Genomic DNA, 22,262 nt, shown 5'->3' on the forward strand with positions numbered 1-22,262 from the left:
TTTTGAAAGGCCGCACATGAGCGATAGCCAGAACATGTCCGATGAGGTACGCGCCCGCCTGCGCGCCATTCCTTCCGTCAACGAGCTGCTTGCCGAGTGGCCGGTGGTGAAGGCAGCGGGGGAGACCTGCGACGCGGTGGTGCATGCCGCCGTCACGGCCGAGCTCGACGAGGAGCGCGCCGCGATTCGTGCCGGTGCCGATCCGCGCTCCAAGCGCGAGCTGGCATCGGCCATTGAATTTCGCGCACATCGCTCTGCACTGCCGAGCCTGCGCCCTGCCGTTAACGCCACAGGTGTGGTCATCCATACCAACTTGGGTCGCGCCCCGCTCGCGGAGTCGGCCGCCAAGGCCGTGGCCGAGGTTGCGCGCGGCTACAGCACGCTCGAGTACAGCGTCGACACCTGCTCGCGCGGGTCGCGCAAGGAGCATGCCGCGCAGCTGATCCGCTCACTCACCGGTGCCGAGGACGCGCTCGTGGTCAACAACAACGCCGCCGCGGTGCTGCTGGTGCTGGCGACTCATGCCGCGGGCAAAGAGGTTATCGTCAGCCGCGGCGAGCTTGTCGAGATTGGCGGCAGCTTCCGCATCCCCGATGTCATGGCGGCCTCGGGCGCCAAACTCGTCGAGGTCGGCGCCACCAACCGCACACACCTGGGCGACTACGAGCGCGCCATCACGCCCGAAACGGCCATGATCTTGAAGGTCCATCCTTCCAACTATCGCATCGAGGGTTTTCACGAGGAAGTGAGCTCAAGGGAGCTCGCCGCTCTGGCCCATAAGCACGGCCTGCTGTTCTATGAAGACCAGGGGTCGGGCGCGCTGCTGCCCGATGACATCCTGGTGCGCGGCGGCGAGGAGCCCACGCCGGCTTCGGTCGCGGCGGGGCTCGATCTGGTGTCGTGCTCGGGCGATAAATTGCTCGGTGCCGCGCAGGCGGGCATTATCATGGGCCGTCGCGATCTGGTCCAGGCCTGTGGCGCACATCCGCTCATGCGCGCTCTGCGTCCGGGCAAACTGGCTCTGTCGGCGCTCGAGGCCACGCTGCGTATCTACATGGACGGTGCCGACGTGGCCCATCGTGATATTCCGGTGCTCAGCATGCTTACGCTGCCGCAGGCCCATTTGGAGCGACGTGCCCGCAAGCTGCGCGAGCTGATGGTGGCGGGCCTCGATAAGGCTGGCTGCCCGTGTGCCGTGAAGGCGGAAATCGTCGAGGAGTCCTCGACGCCCGGCGGCGGCTCGCTGCCTACCGTGGAGCTGCCCACGATGTGCGTTGCCGTGCGTCTTGTTGACGAGCGCCTGACGGTCGACGCGCTCAAGCGCTCGCTTGTCCAGGACTTCGACACTCCGGTTGTCACGCGAACCTCGCACGATCGCATTTTGTTTGATGTGCGCACGCTCGTGGGCGACCGCGATATCGAGACGGCGGCGTCGACGCTTGCCGCATGCGTTGAGAAGGCGGTGCGCCGATGAGTGGGGCCGAAGCGTTGGTGGAATGCCCCGTTATCGTAGGTACGGCGGGACATGTCGATCACGGTAAGTCGGCGCTCATCGAGGCGCTGACGGGTAAAAACCCCGACCGCCTGGAAGTTGAGCGCCGTCGCGGCATGACCGTTGAGCTTGGCTTTGGCGAGCTGGCGCTGCCGAGTGGCAAGATCGTTGGCCTGGTTGACGTGCCGGGCCATGCGCATTACTTGCGCGCCATGGTGCAGGGTGCCACAGGTATCGACGTGGCCGTGCTGGTGGTTTCGGCCGTCGAGGGCGTGATGCCGCAGACCCGCGAGCACGTGCATGTGCTGGAGCTGCTGGGCGTCACGCATATGGTGGTGGCGCTGACTATGTGTGATCTGGCCGACGCCGAGATGACCGAGCTTGCCGAGCTCGATGTCGATGACTTTTTGTCGGGTACCGTGTTTGCGGACGCGCCGATCGTGCCCGTGTCGTCCAAGACCGGCGCGGGGATCGATGACCTACTGGTTGCGCTTGACGAGCAGGTTGCCGCTTGCTGGGATTCCTGCCGCGACCGTGCTGAGCTCACCGATGCCGCACCGCGTCTGCCAATCGACCGCTGCTTTACGATCAAGGGCGCCGGTACCGTGGTGACGGGAACGTTGCACGATGCGCCCGTCGCGGTGGGGGATGAGCTCGTCGCGCTGCCGTCGCGTACGGTCTGTCGCGTGCGCGGGATTCAGGTGCATGGCGATACGCCGCGAGCACTGCCCGGGCAGCGTGTGGCGCTCAACTTGGTGGGCGATGGTGTCGCGGCGCTTGATCGTGGCGAGATGCTGGGCGTGGCGGACCGCTTTGGTCAGACGTTGCGCTTTATGATGTCGTTTACGTATTTGGGTCGCGAGGGAGCCAAGCCGCGTGTGCTCGAGTCGGGTGCGCGTGTGCACGTGATGGCGGGTACGGCCGAGGTAGTCGGTCGCATCATGTTCATGGAGGGCGAGGTCCCCATGGCGGTGGGCGAGACGCGAGTTGTGCAGGTACGCTTGGAGGAACCGTTGCCGCTGCGCGCCGGCGACCATGTCGTGGTGCTGTCCTATTCACCGGTCATGCTTATTGGCGGCGGGCGCGTGCTGCTTTCGCGCTGCCGTCGCTCGCGCGAGCTTGTTGAAGGGGGGCGTGCGCTGTACGCGGCGCTCGAGTCCGGCGATATCGCGGGCGGTGTGGGCGCTTGGTTGGCGCTGCAGACGCTGCCGGTTGCGGCGATTGATGTTGCCGAGGCTTTGGATCTTGGTATCGGCGAGGTCGATGCCGCACTGCGCGGGTTGGTGGCGAAGGGCGCTGCTCGCGCGCTAGCTGGCTCGGATGGCTCGCTGTATGCAGATGCTTCCGCGCTCGACGCCGCGATGGATGCGCTGGCGGCGACTTTGTCAGCCATGCACGCGGCGGCTCCCAAGGAGACGGGCTTTACGCCCGGCGCCGTTGCCCATGCTGCGTGGCCTGCTGCTGATGAAGACGTTGCCGCGGCTCTGATTGCCGAGGGCTGCTCGCGTGGCGTTTGCGCCGCCGAGGGCGCCGAAGTGTTCGACCTGCACTCCGCTGCCGCCGCGGCGCGCGTGGTGCACGAGGCTTGCGAGCGCATCGTTTCCTTGCTGGATGAAGCCGGCCTCGATGCACCGACGTTGCCCGAGGTGGGCGAGCAATTGCAGCTCGATCGCGACACCATGACGCGTGCCCTGCGCGAGCTTTCGCTCAACCGCGCGATCGTTAAGGTCGAGCGCGACGTTGCCCTGTCTGCTGCTGCCGAGGCCCATGCGCGTGAGCTCGTCGCCGCCGCCATTGAGGCAGCCGGCGGTGCTGCCACCACGAGCGCTCTGCGCGAGGCCCTGGGCGTGTCGCGCAAGCGCGCCATCAGCATCCTTGAGCATCTAGATGCCGTACGCTTCACAGTCCTTGACAAGGATGCCGGCGGCCTGCGCTCCCTGCGCTAGGCCGGTCACCTGCCCCCGTCTCCTCTGTTGCGGTGAAATAGTTCCTAGTTGGGGGCTTTGGCAGCAAAAACAGGAACTATTCCACCGCAACTTCTTGCTCGTCTTTTTGGGATGGAGCCGTTTCGGTTTGGTAAAATACCGGCGCACTTGGGAACGGATGGGCTCCGGTGGGCTCCGCGGTCCTCAAAACCGTTGCGAGGCGTGCAAAACGTCTTGGATGTGTTCGATTCACATACGTTCCCGCCATACGCTACCAGCGCTTTTGTGCTCGCGGTCTTGCTGCGTGCCGCAAAGGCGCTGTTTTGTTTTTGCACGAGCTTTTCGTAGCGCTGCTATTTCGGTGGCTGTATTTAGCTTCGTGCACCGGGTTTCGAGCATGCCGATGGAGGTGTTTTGCCGTATGACTACCGTAAGACGTGCCGATCTTTCTTGTGTCGTCCAAGCGGGCGGGCTGTCCTCGCGCATGGGCTGCGATAAGGCTCGCATGGCGTTTTGCGGCGAGCCGCTCATCGAACGCGTGCTGGGTCGGCTGGCGCCAGTTGCCGGCGAGTTGGTCGTGACGACTTCGCGTCCCAGCGAGCTTGTCTACCTTGAGGAGCGCGCGTTTGGCGGCCTGGTGCCGCGAATAGTGTCGGACCTTGAGGGGCCGGCGGGCGCCATGCGCGGCATCGCGAGCTCGCTGGCTGCGGCTCGGCTTCCTCTCGTGGCGATCGTCGCCTGCGATATGCCGTTTGTCTCGCCGGAACTCATCGGCGCGCTTGCCGATCGTGTTGAGGCCGAGGCACTCGATGTGTCCGTGCCGCGCGAGGAGCGGGGGATTGAGCCGCTTTGCGCCGTCTGGCGCCGTGACGCGTGTGCGCCGGTCGCTCATGAGCTGCTCGCCTGCGACCGCCAGCGCATTCGCTGCCTGATCAATCGCGTTCAGGCTGGTTATATGGATGAGCCGCAGATCGTTAAGGCCGCGGGCTCGACGCTCTGCTTCGAGAACGTCAATACGCCCGAGGAGTTTGCGGCGGCCGAGTTACTCGCCTAGACGATTGGAGTTGCCATGTCTCACGATATTTGCCCCGACACGGGAGAGCCTTGCACTTGCGATGGTTCCGAGCCCTGTACCTGCGGCTGCGGTGGCTGTGGACATACTGCGGAAGAGGAAGCGGCCGCCGCGGCGTATCGTGAGGCGCACCGCGAAGGCCCGTCCGGTGATGCCCTCGACCACGAGCGCAAGATTATCGTGTCGTTCGACAGCACCTTCGATGTGATGGAATGCGAGCAGCTGTGCCTGGATGCCGATGTGCCTGGGCGCATCATGCCGCTGCCCGGCTCCATCACCGCCGGCTGCGGGCTGTGCTGGGCCATGCCGTTCTCCGGCGATGCCCTCGCCGCCTTCCGCGCTGCCACCGAAGGCCGCATAACCCCCGCAGACTACCATCAGCTCGTCCTGTAACCACCAACACCACCACAAAGGTGCCTGTCCCCTTTGTGGTGGTTTGGAACACGTGGACGAAACAGGTTTGAAACACGGGTTTTGCACGTCAGACTCTCAAAAACGCTTCTACCTGCATCGTAATCAAAACGAAACATCTGCTCGTCGGCTTATACGTAACTTTGCTGCAACAGTGCGATATTATTCATACTCGATAAAGCTCGCGGCGCATGGGGCGCCGCGAACGACACCTTTCTTTTCCATCAATTGGAGGAAGCATGAGCTACACGCAGAAAGTTCTCGAAGAGCTCAAGGCCCGCTATCCCGAGCAGCCTGAGTTCATCCAGGCCGCGACCGAGATCCTCGGCACCATTCAGCCGGCGCTCGACGCCCACCCCGAGTACGAGGAGGCCGCCCTGCTGGAGCGCCTCGTCGAGCCCGAGCGCATCGTCATGTTCCGTGTTCCCTGGGTCGACGACCAGGGCAAGGTTCAGGTCAACCGCGGCTACCGCGTCGAGTTCAACTCTGCCATTGGACCCTACAAGGGCGGCCTGCGCTTTAACCCGACGGTCACCCTGGGCATGCTCAAGTTCCTGGGCCTGGAGCAGATTCTCAAGAACAGCCTGACCACCCTTCCCATGGGCGGCGGCAAGGGCGGCTCCGACTTTGACCCCAAGGGCAAGTCCAACAACGAGATCATGCACTTCTGCCAGTCCTTCATGACCGAGCTCTATCGCCACATTGGCCCCAACACCGACGTTCCCGCCGGCGACCTGGGCGTTGGCGGCCGCGAGGTTGCCTACCTGTTCGGTCAGTACAAGCGCCTGACCAACGAGTGGACCGGCGTCCTTACCGGCAAGGGCCTCTCCTTTGGCGGCTCGCTCGCCCGTACCGAGGCCACCGGCTACGGTCTGGTCTACTTTGTGGACGAGTACCTCAAGAGCCGCGGCGACTCCTTCGAGGGCAAGAACGTCGTCGTTCATGGCTCCGGCAACGTCGCTATCTACGCGGTCCAGAAGGTCGCCCAGCTCGGCGGCAAGGTGCTTGCCTGCTCCGACACCCACGGCTGGGTCGAGGATCCCGACGGCATCGACTACACCGTGCTCGAGCACGTCTACAACAAGAAGCGCTCCGGCCACGACAAGGGTGTCACGCTCGCCATGTACGTTGACGAGAAGCCCAACGCCGTGTGGCACGAGGGCGACGGCCGCGGCGTGTGGCAGCTGCCCTGCGACATCGCGCTGCCCTGCGCTCGCGAGAACACGCTGCTGCTCGAGGACGCCCAGGCGCTCGTCGCCAACGGCTGCAAGGTGGTCGGCGAGGGCGCGAACATGCCCACGACCATCGAGGCCACGACCTACTTCCAGGAGAACGGCGTCGCCTTCATGCCCGGTAAGGCTGCTAACGCCGGCGGCGTGCTCGTGTCCGGCCTTGAGATGAGCCAGAACGCCGAGCACCTGTCTTGGACCTTCGAGGAGGTCGACGGCAAGCTCGAGCAGCTCATGCGCGGCATGTTCCACAACGTGGACGACACCGCCAAGGAGTATGGCCAGGAGGGCAACTTTGTCATGGGCGCCAACATCGCCGGCTTCCTGAAGGTCGCCGACGCTATGCTCGCCCAGGGCGTCTGCTAAATCTTCGCTCGACATAGCATGTGATGAGGCTCCCAGCTATTCGGCTGGGAGCCTTTTTCTATGGTGACGATGGCGGCGCCCCCTCGTTTGGTACACTTAAAAGTACTGGACAAGTGGAGAGATGGGGGAGAACGTGCTCAAGTTCGGTACCTACGTCCGTGTTGGAAACGCGGCCGAAGCCTATGAGCTCTTGCAGAAGAACCGCAACAACAAGATTGTGGGCGGCGGCATCTGGATGCGTCTGGGTTCGCGTCGTGTGGCGACGGCGATTGACCTTTCGGCCTGCGGACTCGATCAGATCGAGGAGACCGAGACCGAGTTTCGCATCGGTGCCATGTGTACCCTGCGCCAGCTCGAGCGTCATGCCGGGCTCAACGCGCTTGTCAACAATGTCTTTGAGTTCGCCGTCCACGACATCGTGGGCGTGCAGCTGCGCAATACCGCCACGGTGGGCGGCAGCATCTACGGCCGCTTTGGCTTCTCGGACGTGCTCTCTGCCTTCCTCGCGCTCGATTCCTATGTTGAGCTGACGGGTGCCGGCCGCGTGCCGCTCGCCGAGTTCGTTGACATGGGCTACGTGCGTGACGTGATCGAGCACGTCGTGGTCGTTAAGCACGACTACCGCGCGAGCTATGAGGCCGTGCGCAAGGCCGCGACCGACTTCCCCTCGCTCAATGTCACCGCCGCCTGGTGGGACAACAGCTGGCATGTCACCGTGGGTGCCCGTCCGCTGCGCGCGACCCTGCTGCAGGGCGAGGCATGCGGCTTGGTGAACGAGCAGCCTTCCGAGGATGAGCTGCGTGCCCTTGCCGCGTCCGTGCACGCGCTGAGCTACGGCACCAACCTGTGGGGCTCAGCCGAGTACCGCCGTCGCATCTCGGCGCCGCTTGCCGTGCAGGCCGTGCGCCGCGCCGCCGGCATCGAGCTTTCGGCCGCGCTTGCCCGCGAGCTCGAGACCGTGCAGATTCCCAAGTTTGCCACGGACGAGTATTCCTGCCGCCGCGTGCCCGGCGTCGATTCTAGCGAGGTGCGCTAATGGCTGCCAAACTCATCGATCTTTCCTTTACGCTCAACGGCCGCAAGGTCAAGGTTCAGATTGCCCCCGATACCATGCTCTTTGCTCTGCTGCGCGAGCAGGGTTGCGCGTCGGTGCGCTGCGCCTGCGAGACCACCAACTGCGGCCTGTGCACGGTGTGGCTCGACGGCGACCCGGTGCTGAGCTGCTCGGTTCCCGCCGCCTGTGTTGAGGGACACACCATCACTACGCTTGAGGGCCTTAAGGCCGAGTCCGAGGCTCTCGCCCGTGCGATGGCTGCCGAAGGTGCCGAGCAGTGCGGTTTTTGCGCCCCCGGCCTCATCATGAACGTGCTGGCGCTTGCCCGCGCCGCCAAGGAGGACCCAAGCCTCGTCGCCACGCGCGAGGAGCTCTCGCGCCAGCTCGCCGGCAACCTCTGCCGTTGCAGCGGCTACGAGAGCCAGCTGCGCGCCATCGTCCGCTTCCTTAACGAGTCCGGCGTGCAGGTGGGCTTCGAGATGCCCGAGCTGCCCGTCAACGACACGAGCTCCGACGGTGTCGCGTACAAGCAGATTACCCACAAGCAGCCCAAGAAGGACTCGAAGGCCCTGCTCGAGGGTCGTCCCGTCTACACGGGTGACCTTGTGCCCGCCGGCGCCCTGATCGTCAAGCTCAAGCGCAGCCCCTATGCCCGCGCCAAGATCCGCTCCATCGACACGTCTCGCGCCCTGAAGGTGCCCGGCGTCGTGGGCGTCTATACCTACGAGGACGTGCCCAAGCGTCGCTTCACCATCGCCGGCCAGAGCTATCCGCAGCCGAGTCCCTACGACCGCCTGATCCTCGAGAACCTCGTGCGCTATCAAAACGAGGAGGTGGCGATCGTCGCCGCCGAGACCGAGGAGGCCGCCGACAAGGCACTCAAGCTCATCAAGGTCGACTACGAGGTGCTCGAGCCGCTGCTCGACTTTACCCAGGCACTCGATAACGACATCGTGGTCCACCCCGAGGGCGACGTGACCTTTATGTTCCCGCAGGGCGGCGACGTCCCGCGCAACTTGGTGTGCAGCGGCACGAGCGACTTTGGCGACCTGGACGAGGCCTTCGCCCAGAGCGACATCGTCTTTGAGCGCACTTACACCAGCCAGGCCACGCAGACCGCGCCCATGGAGACCTTCCGTGCCTTCGCGACGACCGACGCGTTCGGCCGCATCTCGGTGACCACCTCTACGCAGGTGCCCTTCCACGTGCGTCGCATGGTCGCGCAGTCGCTCGACATTCCGCAGTCGCAGGTGCAGGTTATTAAGCCGCGCATCGGCGGCGGCTTTGGCTCCAAGCAGACGGGTTGCTGCGAGATCTTCGTGGCGTTCGTGACCCAGCAGACTGGCCGTCCGAGCTATTGCTGCTACACCCGCGAGGAGACCATCACCGCGGGCAACTCGCGCCATCAGATGCAGATGACCGTCAAGCTGGGCGCCATGAACGACGGCACCATCACGGCCATCGACCTGCATACGCTGTCCAACGCCGGCGCCTATGGCGAGCATGCCACCACGACGATCGGCCTTTCGGGCCACAAGAGCCTGCCCATCTACAACCATGTGAAGGCGAGCCGCTTTAGCTGGGACGCCGTCTACACCAACACTAACCGCGGCGGCGCGTATCGCGGCTACGGTGCCACCCAGGGCCAGTTTGCCGTGGAGAGTGCCGTCAACGAGCTCGCCGACATGCTGCACATGGACCCCGCCGACCTGCGCCTTAAGAACATTGTGCGCGAGGGCGAGGTCATGCCACAGTACTACAACGAGAAGCTCAACGCCTGCGCACTCGACCGCTGCCTGCTGCGCGCGATGGACATGATCGGCTGGCGCGACAAGCCGCTGGCCGTGGACTTGGGCGACCGCGTGCGCGCCCTGGGCTGCGCGCTCACCATGCAGGGCTCGGGCATCTCCAACGTGGACATCGCCGGCATCGACATGCGCCTGGAGGAGGACGGCTTCATTACCATCGGCACCGGCGCCACCGATAACGGCATGGGCGTCGATACGATTCTGGCGCAGATTGCTGCCGAGGAGCTGGGCGTGGAGAGCTCGCAGATCGTGGTGCGCGGCGTAGACACCGATGTGTCGCCGTTCGACGCCGGCTCGTACGCGAGCTCCGGTACCTATGTGACGGGCCTTGCCGCCAAGAACGCCGCGACCGAGCTGCGCGAGAAGATTTGCGCCAAGGCCGCCCAGATGTGGGACGTGGACGCCGCCGACGTGGTCTTCGACGGCCAGTACGTGCGCCTGTCCGACGAGCGCGTCGCGCGTGAGCAGAACCGCTACCTTACGCTGCGCGACTTTGCCAACCTGTGTGTCAAGAACATCGAGGGCGGCGACGCGCTGACCTCGCACGCTTCTGCCTGCCTGCCCGTTTCGCCTCCGCCGTTTATGGCCGGTATTGCCGAGGTCGAGGTCGACAAGGCCACCGGCAAGGTGACTGTGGTGGACTACGCGGCGGCCGTCGACTGCGGCACCGTGATCAACGAAGCGCTTGCGCGCGTCCAGGCCGAGGGCGGCATTGCCCAGGGTATCGGTCACGCGCTCTACGAGATCGTCGAGCACGACGACCGTGGCCGCCTGCGCACCGGCAACTTTATGAGCTACAAGCTGCCCACGCGCCTGGATATCGGCAGCATTCGCGTGGCCTTTGAGCCGAGCTACGAGCCGACGGGTCCGTTTGGCGCCAAGTCGATCGGCGAGGTCGTCATCAACACGCCGCTCGCCGCAGTGGCCTCGGCCGTGGCACACGCCACCGGCCATCAGGTTCGCTCGCTGCCCATCACGCCGGAGAAAGCACTGCTGGGGGAGTAGCGGGTCAGCGAACAAGTCGTAATTGGCGGGGCGGGGCAACTCGCTCCGCCTTTTGCACTCGTGGTGAGGTCGTGAGCCTGTAAAACGTGTGCGTGCGCTTGCCGTTCGTATCTGCTATCATTCCTAGTCTGTGCGCTCATGCGGGCGTGGCGGAATTGGTAGACGCGCCAGATTTAGGTTCTGGTGGGATTCCCGTGAAGGTTCGAGTCCTTTCGCCCGCACCAACGCACCTGCGTCGGCTCCCGCCGTCGCGACTCTTTGTTGCATAAAGGTACCAGCACCTCAGATAAGCTGGGCAGTATGAGGAGGAACGTGTTGAACATCACCGCTTCTGACGTCAAGGACGCCAAGCTCACCGCTACGGTCACCATCCCGGCCGCCGACGTCGACGCCGCGATCAAGAAGGCCTACAAGGACACCGCCAAGAAGTACCGCTTCCCGGGCTTCCGCGCCGGCAAGGCTCCCCGTCCGGTCATCGACTCTGCTCTTGGCGCCGAGGCTACCCTCGCTCAGGCCACCAACGACCTGATTGCCGCCAACGAGCCCGTCGTCCTCAACGAGCTGGACATCGTCCCCACCAAGAGCGGTGACTACAAGGAGCTCGACCTCGCCAAGGATCACGAGGACTACACCTACACCGTCGAGTTCTCCCTGCGTCCTGCCGCTGAGCTCTCCTCCTTCGACGCCGTCGAGATCGAGATGCCTCCCGCGGAGGTCACCGATTCCGAGATCAACAACCAGGTCGAGATGCTCCTCAACTACCGTGCCACCTTCGAGGACGTCGAGGGTCGCGCCGTCGAGGCCGAGGACTACGTTACCGTCGACCTCAAGGCCGTCGAGAACGCCGACAACTTCGCCGCCGAGGGCCGCATGCTCATCGCCGGTAGCGACAGCAACCCCAAGGAGTTCAACGAGGCCCTGATCGGCGCTAACGTTGACGACGTCAAGACCGTCACCTGGACCGACGAGGTCGAGGAGGGCGAGGAGGCTGAGACCCACACCGTCGAGGTCACCGTCAAGGGCATCAAGGTCCGCAACACCCCCGAGCTCACCGACGAGCTCGTCAAGTCCGACTTTGGCTTCGACAGCATCGACGCTATGCGCGACGCCATCAAGATTGAGATCGAGCAGGACAAGGCTTCCCGCCTGCCGGCCGAGAAGGAGAACCGTTGCGTCTCCGCTCTCGCTGAGCGTCTGCAGCTCGAGGAGATGGACGCCGACTACGAGCAGTCCGTCTTTGAGGAGCTTGGCCAGAACTTCCTGTCCAACCTTGCTGCCCGCGGCATGACGCTGGACACCTGGCTGCCCGCTTCCGGCCTGACCATGGAGCAGTTCATCGGCGACCTGCACAAGCAGGCCAACGACGTTGCCCGTGAGTCCCTGGCTCTCGACGCCCTCGCCCGTGAGCTAAAGATCGAGGTCACCGAGGACGACATCAACGCCGAGTTCGAGAAGGCCGGCGTCAAGGACGTCGAGGCTTCCAAGGCCGAGTTCATCGCCGATGGCCGCATGCCTGCCGTCCGCGAGTCCATCCGTCGCTCCAAGGCCGTCGATCACCTGGTCGAGAACGCCAAGGTGACCGAGGTCGACGAGACCGCCAAGGACGCTGAGTAATTCTCGCCACCTTTCTTGCGAGCGCATGGATGCGCTCGTGATGGGGTAAAGTTATAAGCCGGTTATCCGGTTGCTTCGTACGGTGCCAGCCAATGCATAGCATGCGGGCACCGTACGTTTGTCTAGAACCACTATTGGTCCGTAAGAGAAATGGAGATGCGTATGATCGCTAAGTTCGATTCCGCCCTCGTGCCATACGTTATCGAGCAGACGCCGCGCGGCGAGCGCAGCTACGATATCTATTCGCGCCTGCTCAACGACCGCATCATCTTTTTGGGCGAGGAGATCAACTCCGTCAGCGCCAACCTGGTCGTTGCCCAGCTGCTGCATCTTGAGAGCCAGGATGCCGAGAAGGATATCTCGCTCTACATCAATTCGCCCGGTGGCGAGGTCTACTCCGGCCTGGCGATTCTGGACACCATGAACTTCATTAAGCCGCAGGTCTCCACCATTTGCGTGGGTATGGCCGCGTCTATGGCTGCCGTGCTGCTTTCGGCCGGCGCCAAGGGCAAGCGCTTCTGCCTGCCGCACTCCAAGGTCATGATTCACCAGCCCAGCGGCGGTGCCCAGGGCCAGCAGACCGAGATCGAGATCGTGGCCGAGGAGATCAAGAAGACCCGCCGCGAGCTCAACCAGATCCTGTCCGACGCGTCGGGCCAGCCCATCGAGAAGGTCCAGGCCGATACCGAGCGCGATAACTACCTGACCGCTGCCGAGGCCCTCGACTACGGCCTGATCGACCGTATCGTCACCTCGCGCGATCTCGCCGCGAAGGACGCCTAGGATGGCAGGTAACATGCAGGACAACTTTGACGAGAACGGCAACCCCATCCGCTGCTCCTTCTGCGGAAAAGAGCAGGGCCAGGTTCGCCGCCTTGTTAAGGGCCCGACCAACATCTTTATCTGCGACGAGTGCGTCGCCGCCTGCTCCGAGATCCTTGAGGAGTCGCTGGCTTCGGACTTTATGGACGCTGCCCGCAACGGCAATCTCCCGGGTTTCCTCAACGACCACGGCCAGGCTGCCTCTCAGCCCGCCGTTGACCCCGAGACGGAGGGTTTTGAGCTTGAGGACGACCGCCAGGTCATCACGCACGTGCCGACGCCGCACGAGATCTATGACGAGCTTTCGGCCTATGTTATGGGCCAAGAGGACGCTAAGCGCGCTATGTCGGTGGCCGTGTACAACCACTACCGTCGCGTGATCGAAGGCGGTGCCGCGGTGTCCGCCCTTGACGAGGCATCGGGCATGGGCGCCCAGTTTGACGACGATATGGACGAGGTGGAGCTCGCCAAGTCCAATATTTTGCTGCTCGGTCCCACCGGTACCGGCAAGACGCTGCTGGCCCAGACGCTCGCACGCATCCTCGAGGTGCCGTTTGCCATCGCCGACGCCACCGCGCTCACCGAGGCCGGTTACGTGGGCGAGGACGTGGAGAACATCCTACTCAAGCTCATCAACGCCGCCGATGGCGATATCGAGCGCGCGCAGGTGGGCATCATCTACGTGGACGAGATCGACAAGATTGCCCGCAAGGCCGAGAATCTCTCTATCACTCGCGATGTTTCGGGCGAGGGCGTTCAGCAGGCACTGCTTAAGATTCTTGAGGGCACGGTGGCCAGTGTTCCGCCCACCGGCGGCCGCAAGCATCCCCAGCAGGAGCTGCTGCAGATTGACACGACCAACATCCTGTTCATCTGCGGCGGTGCCTTTGTGGGTCTGGATAAGATCATCGCCGACCGCGTGGGCAACAAGGGCGTGGGCTTTAACTCCGAGATCGCCGGCCCCACCTCGGTCGACGAGAACGACCTGCTGCGTCAGGTGCTCCCGCAGGACCTCAACGCCTTTGGCATGATTCCCGAGTTCGTGGGCCGTACGCCCGTCGTCACCCAGACGCAGGCGCTCGACGAGGACGACCTGGTGTCGATCCTGACCGAGCCCAAGAACGCTGTGGTGCGTCAGTACCGCAAGATGTTCCAGCTCGAGGACGTCGAGCTTGAGTTTGAGGACGCCGCCCTGCACGAGATCGCCCGCATGGCGCTTGCCCGCAAGACCGGCGCCCGCGGTCTGCGCGCCATCTGCGAGGACGTGCTGCAGCAGACGATGTTCGACCTCCCCAGCGAGGAGGGCGTTGCCAAGGTCGTCGTAACCGAAGCGGCCGTCAAGGGCGAAGAGCAGCCCCAGCGCATCTACGGCTAGACCGGCCTTAAACGTGTTTGCAAATAGCCTCCGACCACCCGCGGTCGGAGGCTATTTTATATATACGCAATAACCCCAACTACCTGTGTTATTCTGTGTGTTTGTTTAAGCCAAAGCGAAGTCAATTCAGACTGAAGTAATCGATACCTAAGGCGCGTCCGCCTGCTTGGTTTTCGTAGATTCCGCACGAGCCGAAGAGCACTTAATGTGCTCTTCGTGCGAGCCAGGACCTGACCGAGCGAAAACCAAGCAGGCGGACGCGCCGGCGGGACAGGGAGAGATATATGGAAGAAATGCCCAAGAACTACGATCCGTCGACCAACGAGCCGGCGATCCTGCAGAAGTGGCTCGACGGCGGCTACTACAAGCGCCGTGAGGGCGTGGGCGACTGCACCGTCACCATTCCGCCTCCCAACGTGACTGGCAAGCTCCACATGGGCCATGCCACCGATGACTCCATCCAGGACGCCATCGTCCGTATGGCCCGCATGCGCGGCAAGTCCACGCGCTGGGTGCTGGGCACCGATCACGCCGGTATCGCCACGCAGACCAAGGTCGACAAGAAGCTCAAGAGCGAGGATATCAGCCGCCTGGAGATCGGTCGCGACAAGTTTGTTGACGCCTGCTGGGACTGGACCCACGAGTACGGCGGCATCATCGTCGAGCAGATCAAGCGCATGGGCTGCTCCGTCGACTTCGACAACGAGCGCTTCACCATGGACGAGGATTACGCCCAGGCCGTGCGTAAGGTCTTCTGCGACTGGTACCACGACGGCCTGATCTACCGTGGCAAGCGTATCGTCAACTGGTGCCCCAACTGCACCACCGCCATCTCGGACGACGAGGCCGAGTATAAGGACGAGAAGGGCCACCTGTGGCACCTGCGCTACCCGCTGACCGAGCCGGTCAACGGCCAGGACTACATCGTCGTCGCCACCACGCGTCCCGAGACCATGCTCGGCGACACGGGCGTCGCCGTCTCCCCGAAGGACCCCGAGAAGGCCGCCTTCGTGGGTAAGACCGTCAAGCTCCCCATCGTCGACCGCGAGATCCCTATCTTTGAGGATTGGCATGTCGACGCCAACTTTGGCTCCGGCTTCGTCAAGGTCACCCCTGCTCACGACCCCAACGACTACGCCATGGGTCAGGCCCACGACCTGCCGCAGATCAACATCTTCGACGAGCACGCGGTGGTCGTCGAGGGCTACGGCGAGTTTACCGGCATGAACCGCGACGAGTGCCGTGAGGCCGTCATCAAGTGGTTCGAGGAGCACGACCTGCTCGATCATGTCGAAGAGCTCGACCACTCCGTCATGCACTGCTACCGTTGCGACTCCGCTCTGGAGCCGTGGCTGTCCGAGCAGTGGTTTGTGGCCGTCGACAAGCTCAAGGGGCCGGCGCTCGAAGCCGTCAACTCCGGCAAGGTCACCTTCCACCCCGCGCGCTGGACGCAGACCTACACCACCTGGATGGAGAACCTCAAGGACTGGTGCATCTCGCGTCAGCTGTGGTGGGGCCACCGCATCCCCGTGTTCTACTGCGAGGACTGCGGCTGGGAGGACGCCCTGACCGAGGACACCGACGTGTGCCCCAAGTGCGGCGGCCATCACGTGCATCAGGACGAGAACGTGCTGGACACCTGGTTCAGCTCGCAGCTGTGGACCTTCGCCACGCAGGGCTGGCCGCAAAAGCCGGAGCTGCTCGAGGGGCATCACCCCACGACGGCGCTCGTCACCGCGCGCGACATCATTGCGCTGTGGGTCGCCCGCATGGTTATGAGCTCGCTGTACTTCTTGGACGAGGTGCCGTTTAAGGACGTCGTCATCTACCCGACGATCCTGGCCAAGGACGGCAGCCGCATGTCCAAGTCCAAGGGCAACGGCGTTGACCCCATGGATCTCATTGGCATGTACGGCGCCGACGCCATGCGTTACAACCTGCTCACGCTGTGCACCAACAACCAGGATGTTAAGTTCGACGCGAACATCGATAAGAAGACCAAGAAGCTCATCGACAGCCCGCGCACCGACCAGGCCAAGTCGTTTGTGACCAAGATCTGGAACGCCAGCCGCTTCCTGCTTATGAACATGGAGGGCTATACGCCCGGCGAGCCCGTCGTGGAGACGCCGGCCGACGCCTGGATGTTCAGCCGCCTGGCCAAGGCCGTGAAGATGGTCACCGAGGGCATCGAGAACTACACCTTTGGTGACATGGCCCGCGGCGTGCAGCAGTTCTTCTGGAACGAGGTCTGCGACTGGTACGTTGAGGTCACCAAGGCCCGCCTGAAGGGCGAGGGCCGTCTGCAGGCTCAGCGCAACCTGATCTTTGTGCTCGATACCTCCATTCGCCTGATGCACCCGCTTATGCCGTTTGTCACCGAGGAGATCTGGGACAACATGCCGGCGAGCGTGCTTGACCTGGACGCCGAGGGCAACGTGAACCGCGCCGAGGCGCTCATGATCGCCAAGTGGCCGGAGCCCGCCGACTACGCCAAGTATGTCGACGAGGACGCCGAGCGCGCGTTTGAGCTGTGCCGTACCGTGGTGTCTGCTGCCCGAGCCACCCGTTCGCGTTATCGCTTGAGCCCCAAGGCCGAGCTCGACGTGGTCGTGCGCGCCGGTGCCGAGGATATTGAGAAGCTCGAGAGTCTGCGCTCGACCATCGAGCCGCTGGCCAACACCGCTTCGCTGGTTATGGGTACCGACGTTGAGAAGCCGGCTGCGAGCATTGCCGTGGTCGATAGCGGCGTCGAGGTCTTTGTGGTGCTCGAGGGCAAGGTTGATCTTTCGGCCGAGAAGGCGCGCCTGGAGAAGGAGATCGCCGCTGCTCAGAAGGAGCTCGCCGGCTGCGAGAAGACGCTGGCCAATGAGGGCTTTGTGGCCAAGGCCGCGCCCGCGGTGGTCCAGAAGAAGAGGGACCGTGCAGCTGAGCTCAAGGAGATCCTGGCGGCGCTGACTGCTCAGGTTGCTGACTTCTCGTAAGGGTTACTCGGGGGCGCGTCCCGACGCTTTGCTCTCCGCTGCGGACAGTCCTGCGCAAGACGGACAGCACATTAAGTGCTGTCCTTTGCGTGCGGAACTTGCGGCGAGCAAAGCGTCGGGCCGCTCCTGGTGCGGTTCCGTGGCGTCCGCTGTCTGCCTGATAGGGCCACATGGCTGATGTCTTGATTCTGCTGCAAGCGGGTAGTGGCTGATATTTTTGAACGCGAGGGGCTCATTCTATTTAATGGGCCTCTTTTTCTGTAATTGGAGACTTTGGTTATGGCGAAGCGTATTGGCTCTTATGTCGTCCCTTTCTCGTTTGATTTGCTTTCGTTTGGTGAGGCTGTTGGGCTGGCTGCTGATACGGGGCGGATTTCTGGGGATGCTGGGCCGTTGTTGGAGACGGTTGTCGACATGCTTGATGAGCTGGGACGTCCGGACGAGTATTTCGATTGCATTCAGGTTGCCGGTACCAATGGCAAGACTTCGACCACGCGTTTTTCGGCTGCCATCCTTCGTGGTGAGGGGTTAAAGACCGCGCTGTATACGTCGCCGCAGCTGGTGCGCTATCCCGAGCGCATGGAGGTTGATGGGCGCGTTGTGAGCGACGAGGCCTTTGCCCGTGGTGTTTCTGCTGCTGTTGAGGCGGGACATCGTGTGAATGCCCGTCGTGTGGCGGCGGGGGAGCGCGCCTATACCATCACGCCGTTTGACCTGCTGACGGCTGCCGCACTGGTGGTGTTTGCCGAGGCCGCGGTGGATGTTGCCGTGCTCGAGGTCGGCATGGGCGGCCGTTGGGACGCTACGAGTGCGACCGATCCCGTCGCCGTTGCCATTACAGGTATCGGACTCGACCATACACGCATTTTGGGCGACACGCTCGAGGCAATTGCGGGGGAGAAGGCTGCGGTTATCAAACCCGGGCGCTTGGTTGTTTTGGGCGAGGGCACACACGAGGCGAGCGTTCAACGCGTGATGGATGCCCGTTGCCGCGAGTGCGGTATCGTGCCGCTTGTGGTGAGCCACGCCACGACTAAGGTGCCGGCGCATGTGGGCGATACCGTGGAGTTTAGCTGTACTACGCCGCGTGCCATCTATACGTCGCGTATGGTTAAGCCGGCGTATCAGCCGCAGAATGCTGCGTGCGCGATTATGCTGTGCGAGGGGTATCTGGGTCGCGAGCTCGATCATGACAAGCTTGATGCATCGCTTATGGGCTGTCCCACGCCGGGCCGTTTTGACGTGCTGGGAACCGACCCGCTCAAGTTGATCGACGCCTGCCATAACCCTCAGAGCTGCGAGAACTTTGTGAGCGCGCTGGACGAGATCGATCCGTGCGTGGAGAATCGCCCCACGCTGCTGTGCGCCGCGCTGGCCGACAAGGACGTGGCAGGTATCGTTGACGTTTTGGTTCCGGCGTTCCCCCGCGTGGTCGTGACCCAGACCGATTCCGATCGCGCCCTGCCGGCAGAGGAACTCGCTGCCCTGGTGGGTGCCGATAAGCTCGCTGGCGTTTACCCGAGCGTGTCCGAGGCCCTCGCTGCCTTCGATGCCGCGGGCGAGCCCTTCGTAGCAGCCGGCACCATCACCCTAGCAGGCGAAGTAGCGGGGCTGCTCCGTTAACCCATCCCCTCATCAGTTGCGGTGAAATACGGACTGCTTTACAACCCAGAAGCCTCAAACGGTCCGTATATTACCGCAACTCAAAAGCAGTCAATTTGGGACAGGGCTATTTTGACTACCCTGCTCCTCGAGTTGACTTGCTCGCCACGAAATGGGCCTATTTACTACGTTTGGCTGGTAACCCTCGACCATACCGAGAATTGCGAAATCAAAATCGCAGGTAAAGGGCTTGCCATTTTTTAAAAAAGACCCGCATGGTCGACCCATGCGGGTTAAACGTAGTAGATAGGCCGTTTTTGTGGCGCGGTGTTGGTGGGATGCGGCAAAGGGACTGTCCCTTTGGCGCATTGCCTAGTCTAGACGGACCGGATCGTGGGGGTAGGCGTTGAGAATCTCGACGCCGTTCTCGGTCACCAGGGCCAGGTCCTCGATGCGGACACCGGTGCGGCCGGGGAGGTAGATGCCCGGTTCGATGGAGAACGTCATGCCTGGCTCTACGACCTGCTCGTTGACCAGCGAGACGTCGCCCGGCTCGTGGTCCTGTAGACCAATCGAGTGGCCCAGGCGATGCGTAAAGTATTTGCCGTAGCCCGCATCCTCAATCACGTCGCGTGCGGCGCGGTCCAGGTCGCACATGCGCACGCCCGGTGCGATGAGAGCCTCGGCGGCCTCGTTGGCGCGGCGCACGATATCGTAGATACGCGCCGTCTCTTCGTCTGGCTCGCCCCAAAAGAACGTGCGCGTCATGTCCGAGCAATAGTTGCAGCGGCGTCCGCCAATGTCGAACAGCACCACGTCGCCGCGTTTAAGCTCGGTATCGTCGGGCTCGTGATGCGGGTCGCCGGCGTTGGCGCCAAAGCTCACGATGGGCGGAAAGCTAAAGCCCTCGCAGCCGTGCTTGCGATACAGACTGAGCATCTGGTCGGCAATTTCGCGCTCCGTTACGCCCTCGTGGACGAGCTTGATGGCGTCGGCCATCACGGCGTCGTTAGCGGCCGAGGACGCGCGCATTAGCTCCTGCTCGGCTTCGTCCTTGTGGGCGCGTGCGACGGTGACGGCAAAGTCGCCCAGGAAGAACTCGCTTGCGGCGTGACGATCCATAAGGGGCATCAAAAAGCCGGAGCGCATAACGGTGTCGATGCCGAGTGGTTTGGTCGGATCGACCTCGCGAGCGATGGCGTCGGTCACGACGTCGGTATCGGTGTGGTACGCGACGCGGGCATTGTCGTACTCGGGCAGCTGATGCAGGGCGTTGACCAAGATCACGGGCTCGCAATTGCGTGCGAGCAGCACGCCACAAAAACGCTCGAACATATCGGCATAAAAGCCGGTCAGGTAGTAAATCGACCACGGATCGTTTACGAGCAGCTGTGCGCCGGGGTGCTGGGTCTCGAGCGTATCGAGCACGCGCGCCACACGCTGGTCATCGACATATGCCATGAAACATCCTTTCGCTAGGGTGCCACCATGGTATCCCAAGCCCGGCAGATAGGGACGTTCCTTTTATGCCGGCACCTTGGGACACTCCTTTGCATATCCCATGCGGCCCTCATAAGTTGCGGTGAAATACGGACTGTTTAGCGGCTTGAAGCCATAAAACAGTCCGTATTTCACCGCAACTGCGGAGGAGGACCGGGCGGATGGTGGAGTAGCTAAAAGAGCCCCGTCCCTAATTAGTTACTTAGGCTGGGTCGATGTCCATGCTGGCGATGAGGTCGATGTTGGTGTCTAGGAGGTTCTCCAGCACGACGTCGCCCATGCGGATGGGGGCGTCGATGACTAGGCCTCGGATGAGGTTCATGGCTTGGGCGTGGAGTGCCAGCGGGATGGCTTCGGCCGTGCGCACAGGCAGAAGCGCTTCGTCGCCGCCGGAGGCGGCCACGGTCGTCGTGAGCACGCGCATGGGGCAGGTGAGCTCCTGATGTGCGAACTTATCGCCGCGCGGGCAGTTGTTGCCGGTTACGGAGCGCACTTCCACCACGGCGCCATTGGCGACGCGCTCCACCTCTACGGTCAGAAGGCATTCGGATGGGCAGGTCGTGCAGTTGAACTGCAGCGTTTCGGTCGCATTGGTGCTCATGAGCTATGCCTCCTCAACGGGGTCGACGGACAGGACAATCTCGCTGACACCCAGGTCGAGTATACGTTGAATCACCTTTGCCGGGAGTGGGAAGCTTTCCATAACGCTTGGCTTAAACGCGCGGACCTTGCCGGTGAACAGTTCCTCGCCGTCGGCCAAGATTCTCACGCGGGCGGCGTCGACGGGTCGGCGCACGCGGAAGTTCAGCTTGGTGAGTGCTACAGCCGTAATGCGTCCCGGCAGCGCGTAGCCCGCAATGCCGGCAGGGGAGACCGTGAGCTGGCAACCCGCGCCCGGAGCGCCCGCCTCGGCATCCGCGCCGCCGCCCAGCGCGTACGCCGCCGCAGCTGCGCCAACTCTCTCGGACTCACACGTCACGTTGTCGGCCAAGTCGTGCACGTGCAGGACGTTGCCGCAGGCAAAGATGCCCGGCACGCCCGTCTGCAGACTCTGGTCCACCACGGCGCCGCGCGTGCGCGGGTCAAGCTCTACGCCCGCGGCAACCGAAAGCTCGTTCTCGGGAATCAAGCCCACCGAAAGCAGCAGTGTGTCACACGGAACAATGCGCTCGGTTCCCGGAATGGGCGCCAGGTGCTCGTCGACCTGGCTCACCTCGACGGCTTCCACGCGGTCGTGCCCGATCACGCGCGTCACCGTGGTGGACAGGTGCAACGGGATGCCAAAGTCGTCCAGGCAGTTCTTTACATTGCGGCGCAGTCCGTTGGCGTACGGCATGAGCTCGTACACGCCCTCGACGGAAATCCCCTCGAGCGCGCAGCGACGTGCCATGATCAGCCCGATATCGCCCGAACCCAAAATGACGGCGCGCGAGCCGGGTTTGAGGTTCTCGATATTGATGTATCGCTGCGCAAGGCCGGCCGTAAACACGCCGGCGGGACGACTGCCGGGGATCTTGATCTCGCTGCGGGTGCGCTCACGGCACCCCATGGCAAGGACGACCGCACGCCCGGTGAGCCGCAGCATGCCTGTACGGCTCATGAGCGTGACGGTATGTGCCGAGGTATCGCTTGCCGCGTCACTTACGCCCGTGCCCGGGCCGCCTTCGCCCTCGCTCGAATCGATCCCAATCACCATGCTGCCCAAGAACAGTGCAATATCGGTCGCGCGGACCTGGTCAATAAAGCGCTGCGCGTACTCGGGACCGGTGAGCTCCTGTTTAAAGTGCGAAAGGCCAAAACCGGGGTGGATGCATTGGCGCAGGATGCCGCCCAGATGCTGCTCGCGCTCCGCGATGGCCACGCGCGCGCCGGCCTTATGCGCGGCAAGTGCGGCAGCCATGCCGGCAGGTCCGCCGCCGATAACGACTACGTCGAACGCCTGCGTCGACACCGAAGCTACAGTTCTGGCCTCCGCGCGTCTTTCGCGTATATCAAACGTCGCCATG

The 22,262-nt window shown here is 63.2% G+C and carries 15 protein-coding genes and 2 tRNA genes; 14 read left to right on the plus strand and 3 right to left on the minus strand.

Translation table 11 applies throughout. The features are described from left to right. Positions 1 to 16: 16 nt before the first annotated feature. The 14 genes from selA (at position 17) to OIL88_05835 (ending at position 18,777) form a co-directional block, all read left to right on the plus strand. A complete protein-coding gene (gene selA, locus OIL88_05770) occupies positions 17 to 1,474 on the plus strand; it encodes an L-seryl-tRNA(Sec) selenium transferase (GenBank protein ID HJI71873.1) in 1,458 nt (485 codons plus the stop codon). Beyond that, positions 1,471 to 3,438 carry a selenocysteine-specific translation elongation factor gene (selB, locus tag OIL88_05775; protein ID HJI71874.1) on the plus strand — a complete coding sequence of 656 codons (1,968 nt, stop codon included), beginning with the start codon at positions 1,471 to 1,473 and terminating at the stop codon, positions 3,436 to 3,438. Before selA ends, selB begins: the two co-directional genes overlap by 4 nt. Before the next feature lie 149 nt (positions 3,439 to 3,587). Then, positions 3,588 to 3,684 (plus strand) — tRNA-Sec (locus tag OIL88_05780). Between the two features lie 154 nt (positions 3,685 to 3,838). Beyond that, the gene (locus OIL88_05785; GenBank protein HJI71875.1) at positions 3,839 to 4,471 is read left to right on the plus strand and encodes a molybdenum cofactor guanylyltransferase; all 633 of its coding nucleotides are present in this window, start codon (positions 3,839 to 3,841) and stop codon (positions 4,469 to 4,471) included. A 15-nt stretch (positions 4,472 to 4,486) separates the two neighbouring features. Next, the gene (locus tag OIL88_05790) at positions 4,487 to 4,882 is read left to right on the plus strand and encodes a DUF3343 domain-containing protein (GenBank protein HJI71876.1); all 396 of its coding nucleotides are present in this window, start codon (positions 4,487 to 4,489) and stop codon (positions 4,880 to 4,882) included. Between the two features lie 257 nt (positions 4,883 to 5,139). Beyond that, complete coding sequence (gdhA, locus tag OIL88_05795) at positions 5,140 to 6,495, plus strand: NADP-specific glutamate dehydrogenase (GenBank protein HJI71877.1); 1,356 nt, start codon at positions 5,140 to 5,142, stop codon at positions 6,493 to 6,495. Positions 6,496 to 6,628: 133 nt separating this feature from the next. Beyond that, positions 6,629 to 7,531, plus strand: coding sequence for an FAD binding domain-containing protein (locus OIL88_05800; GenBank protein ID HJI71878.1), 903 nt, complete (start codon positions 6,629 to 6,631; stop codon positions 7,529 to 7,531). Next, complete coding sequence (locus OIL88_05805; GenBank protein ID HJI71879.1) at positions 7,531 to 10,362, plus strand: molybdopterin-dependent oxidoreductase; 2,832 nt, start codon at positions 7,531 to 7,533, stop codon at positions 10,360 to 10,362. The genes OIL88_05800 and OIL88_05805 overlap by 1 nt, the downstream gene beginning before the upstream one ends. Positions 10,363 to 10,502: 140 nt before the next feature. Continuing rightward, a tRNA-Leu gene (locus OIL88_05810) sits at positions 10,503 to 10,586 on the plus strand. Positions 10,587 to 10,674: 88 nt separating this feature from the next. Next, the gene (tig, locus tag OIL88_05815; protein HJI71880.1) at positions 10,675 to 11,976 is read left to right on the plus strand and encodes a trigger factor; all 1,302 of its coding nucleotides are present in this window, start codon (positions 10,675 to 10,677) and stop codon (positions 11,974 to 11,976) included. 162 nt (positions 11,977 to 12,138) lie between these two features. Continuing rightward, a complete protein-coding gene (locus tag OIL88_05820) occupies positions 12,139 to 12,759 on the plus strand; it encodes an ATP-dependent Clp protease proteolytic subunit (GenBank protein HJI71881.1) in 621 nt (206 codons plus the stop codon). A gap of 1 nt (position 12,760) precedes the next feature. Continuing rightward, positions 12,761 to 14,173, plus strand: a complete 1,413-nt coding sequence (gene clpX, locus OIL88_05825; GenBank protein HJI71882.1) for an ATP-dependent Clp protease ATP-binding subunit ClpX — start codon at positions 12,761 to 12,763, stop codon at positions 14,171 to 14,173. A gap of 284 nt (positions 14,174 to 14,457) precedes the next feature. Continuing rightward, the gene (locus OIL88_05830; GenBank protein HJI71883.1) at positions 14,458 to 17,154 is read left to right on the plus strand and encodes a valine--tRNA ligase; all 2,697 of its coding nucleotides are present in this window, start codon (positions 14,458 to 14,460) and stop codon (positions 17,152 to 17,154) included. A gap of 279 nt (positions 17,155 to 17,433) precedes the next feature. Next, the gene (locus tag OIL88_05835; protein ID HJI71884.1) at positions 17,434 to 18,777 is read left to right on the plus strand and encodes a Mur ligase family protein; all 1,344 of its coding nucleotides are present in this window, start codon (positions 17,434 to 17,436) and stop codon (positions 18,775 to 18,777) included. A gap of 351 nt (positions 18,778 to 19,128) precedes the next feature. Here the strand turns inward: OIL88_05835 and OIL88_05840 are convergent, their stop codons facing one another. The 3 genes from OIL88_05840 to OIL88_05850 form a co-directional block, all read right to left on the minus strand. Further along, positions 19,129 to 20,217 carry an aminopeptidase P family protein gene (locus OIL88_05840; protein ID HJI71885.1) on the minus strand — a complete coding sequence of 363 codons (1,089 nt, stop codon included), beginning with the start codon at positions 20,215 to 20,217 and terminating at the stop codon, positions 19,129 to 19,131. Positions 20,218 to 20,458: 241 nt separating this feature from the next. Further along, positions 20,459 to 20,857 (minus strand): DUF1667 domain-containing protein, encoded by a 399-nt coding sequence (locus tag OIL88_05845; GenBank protein ID HJI71886.1) that lies wholly within the window; start codon positions 20,855 to 20,857, stop codon positions 20,459 to 20,461. Positions 20,858 to 20,860: 3 nt separating this feature from the next. Beyond that, positions 20,861 to 22,261 (minus strand): NAD(P)/FAD-dependent oxidoreductase, encoded by a 1,401-nt coding sequence (locus OIL88_05850; protein ID HJI71887.1) that lies wholly within the window; start codon positions 22,259 to 22,261, stop codon positions 20,861 to 20,863. Between the last annotated feature and the right edge of the window lies 1 nt (position 22,262).

The organism is Coriobacteriaceae bacterium, from assembly GCA_025992855.1.
Taxonomy (GTDB): Bacteria; Actinomycetota; Coriobacteriia; order Coriobacteriales; family Coriobacteriaceae; genus Collinsella.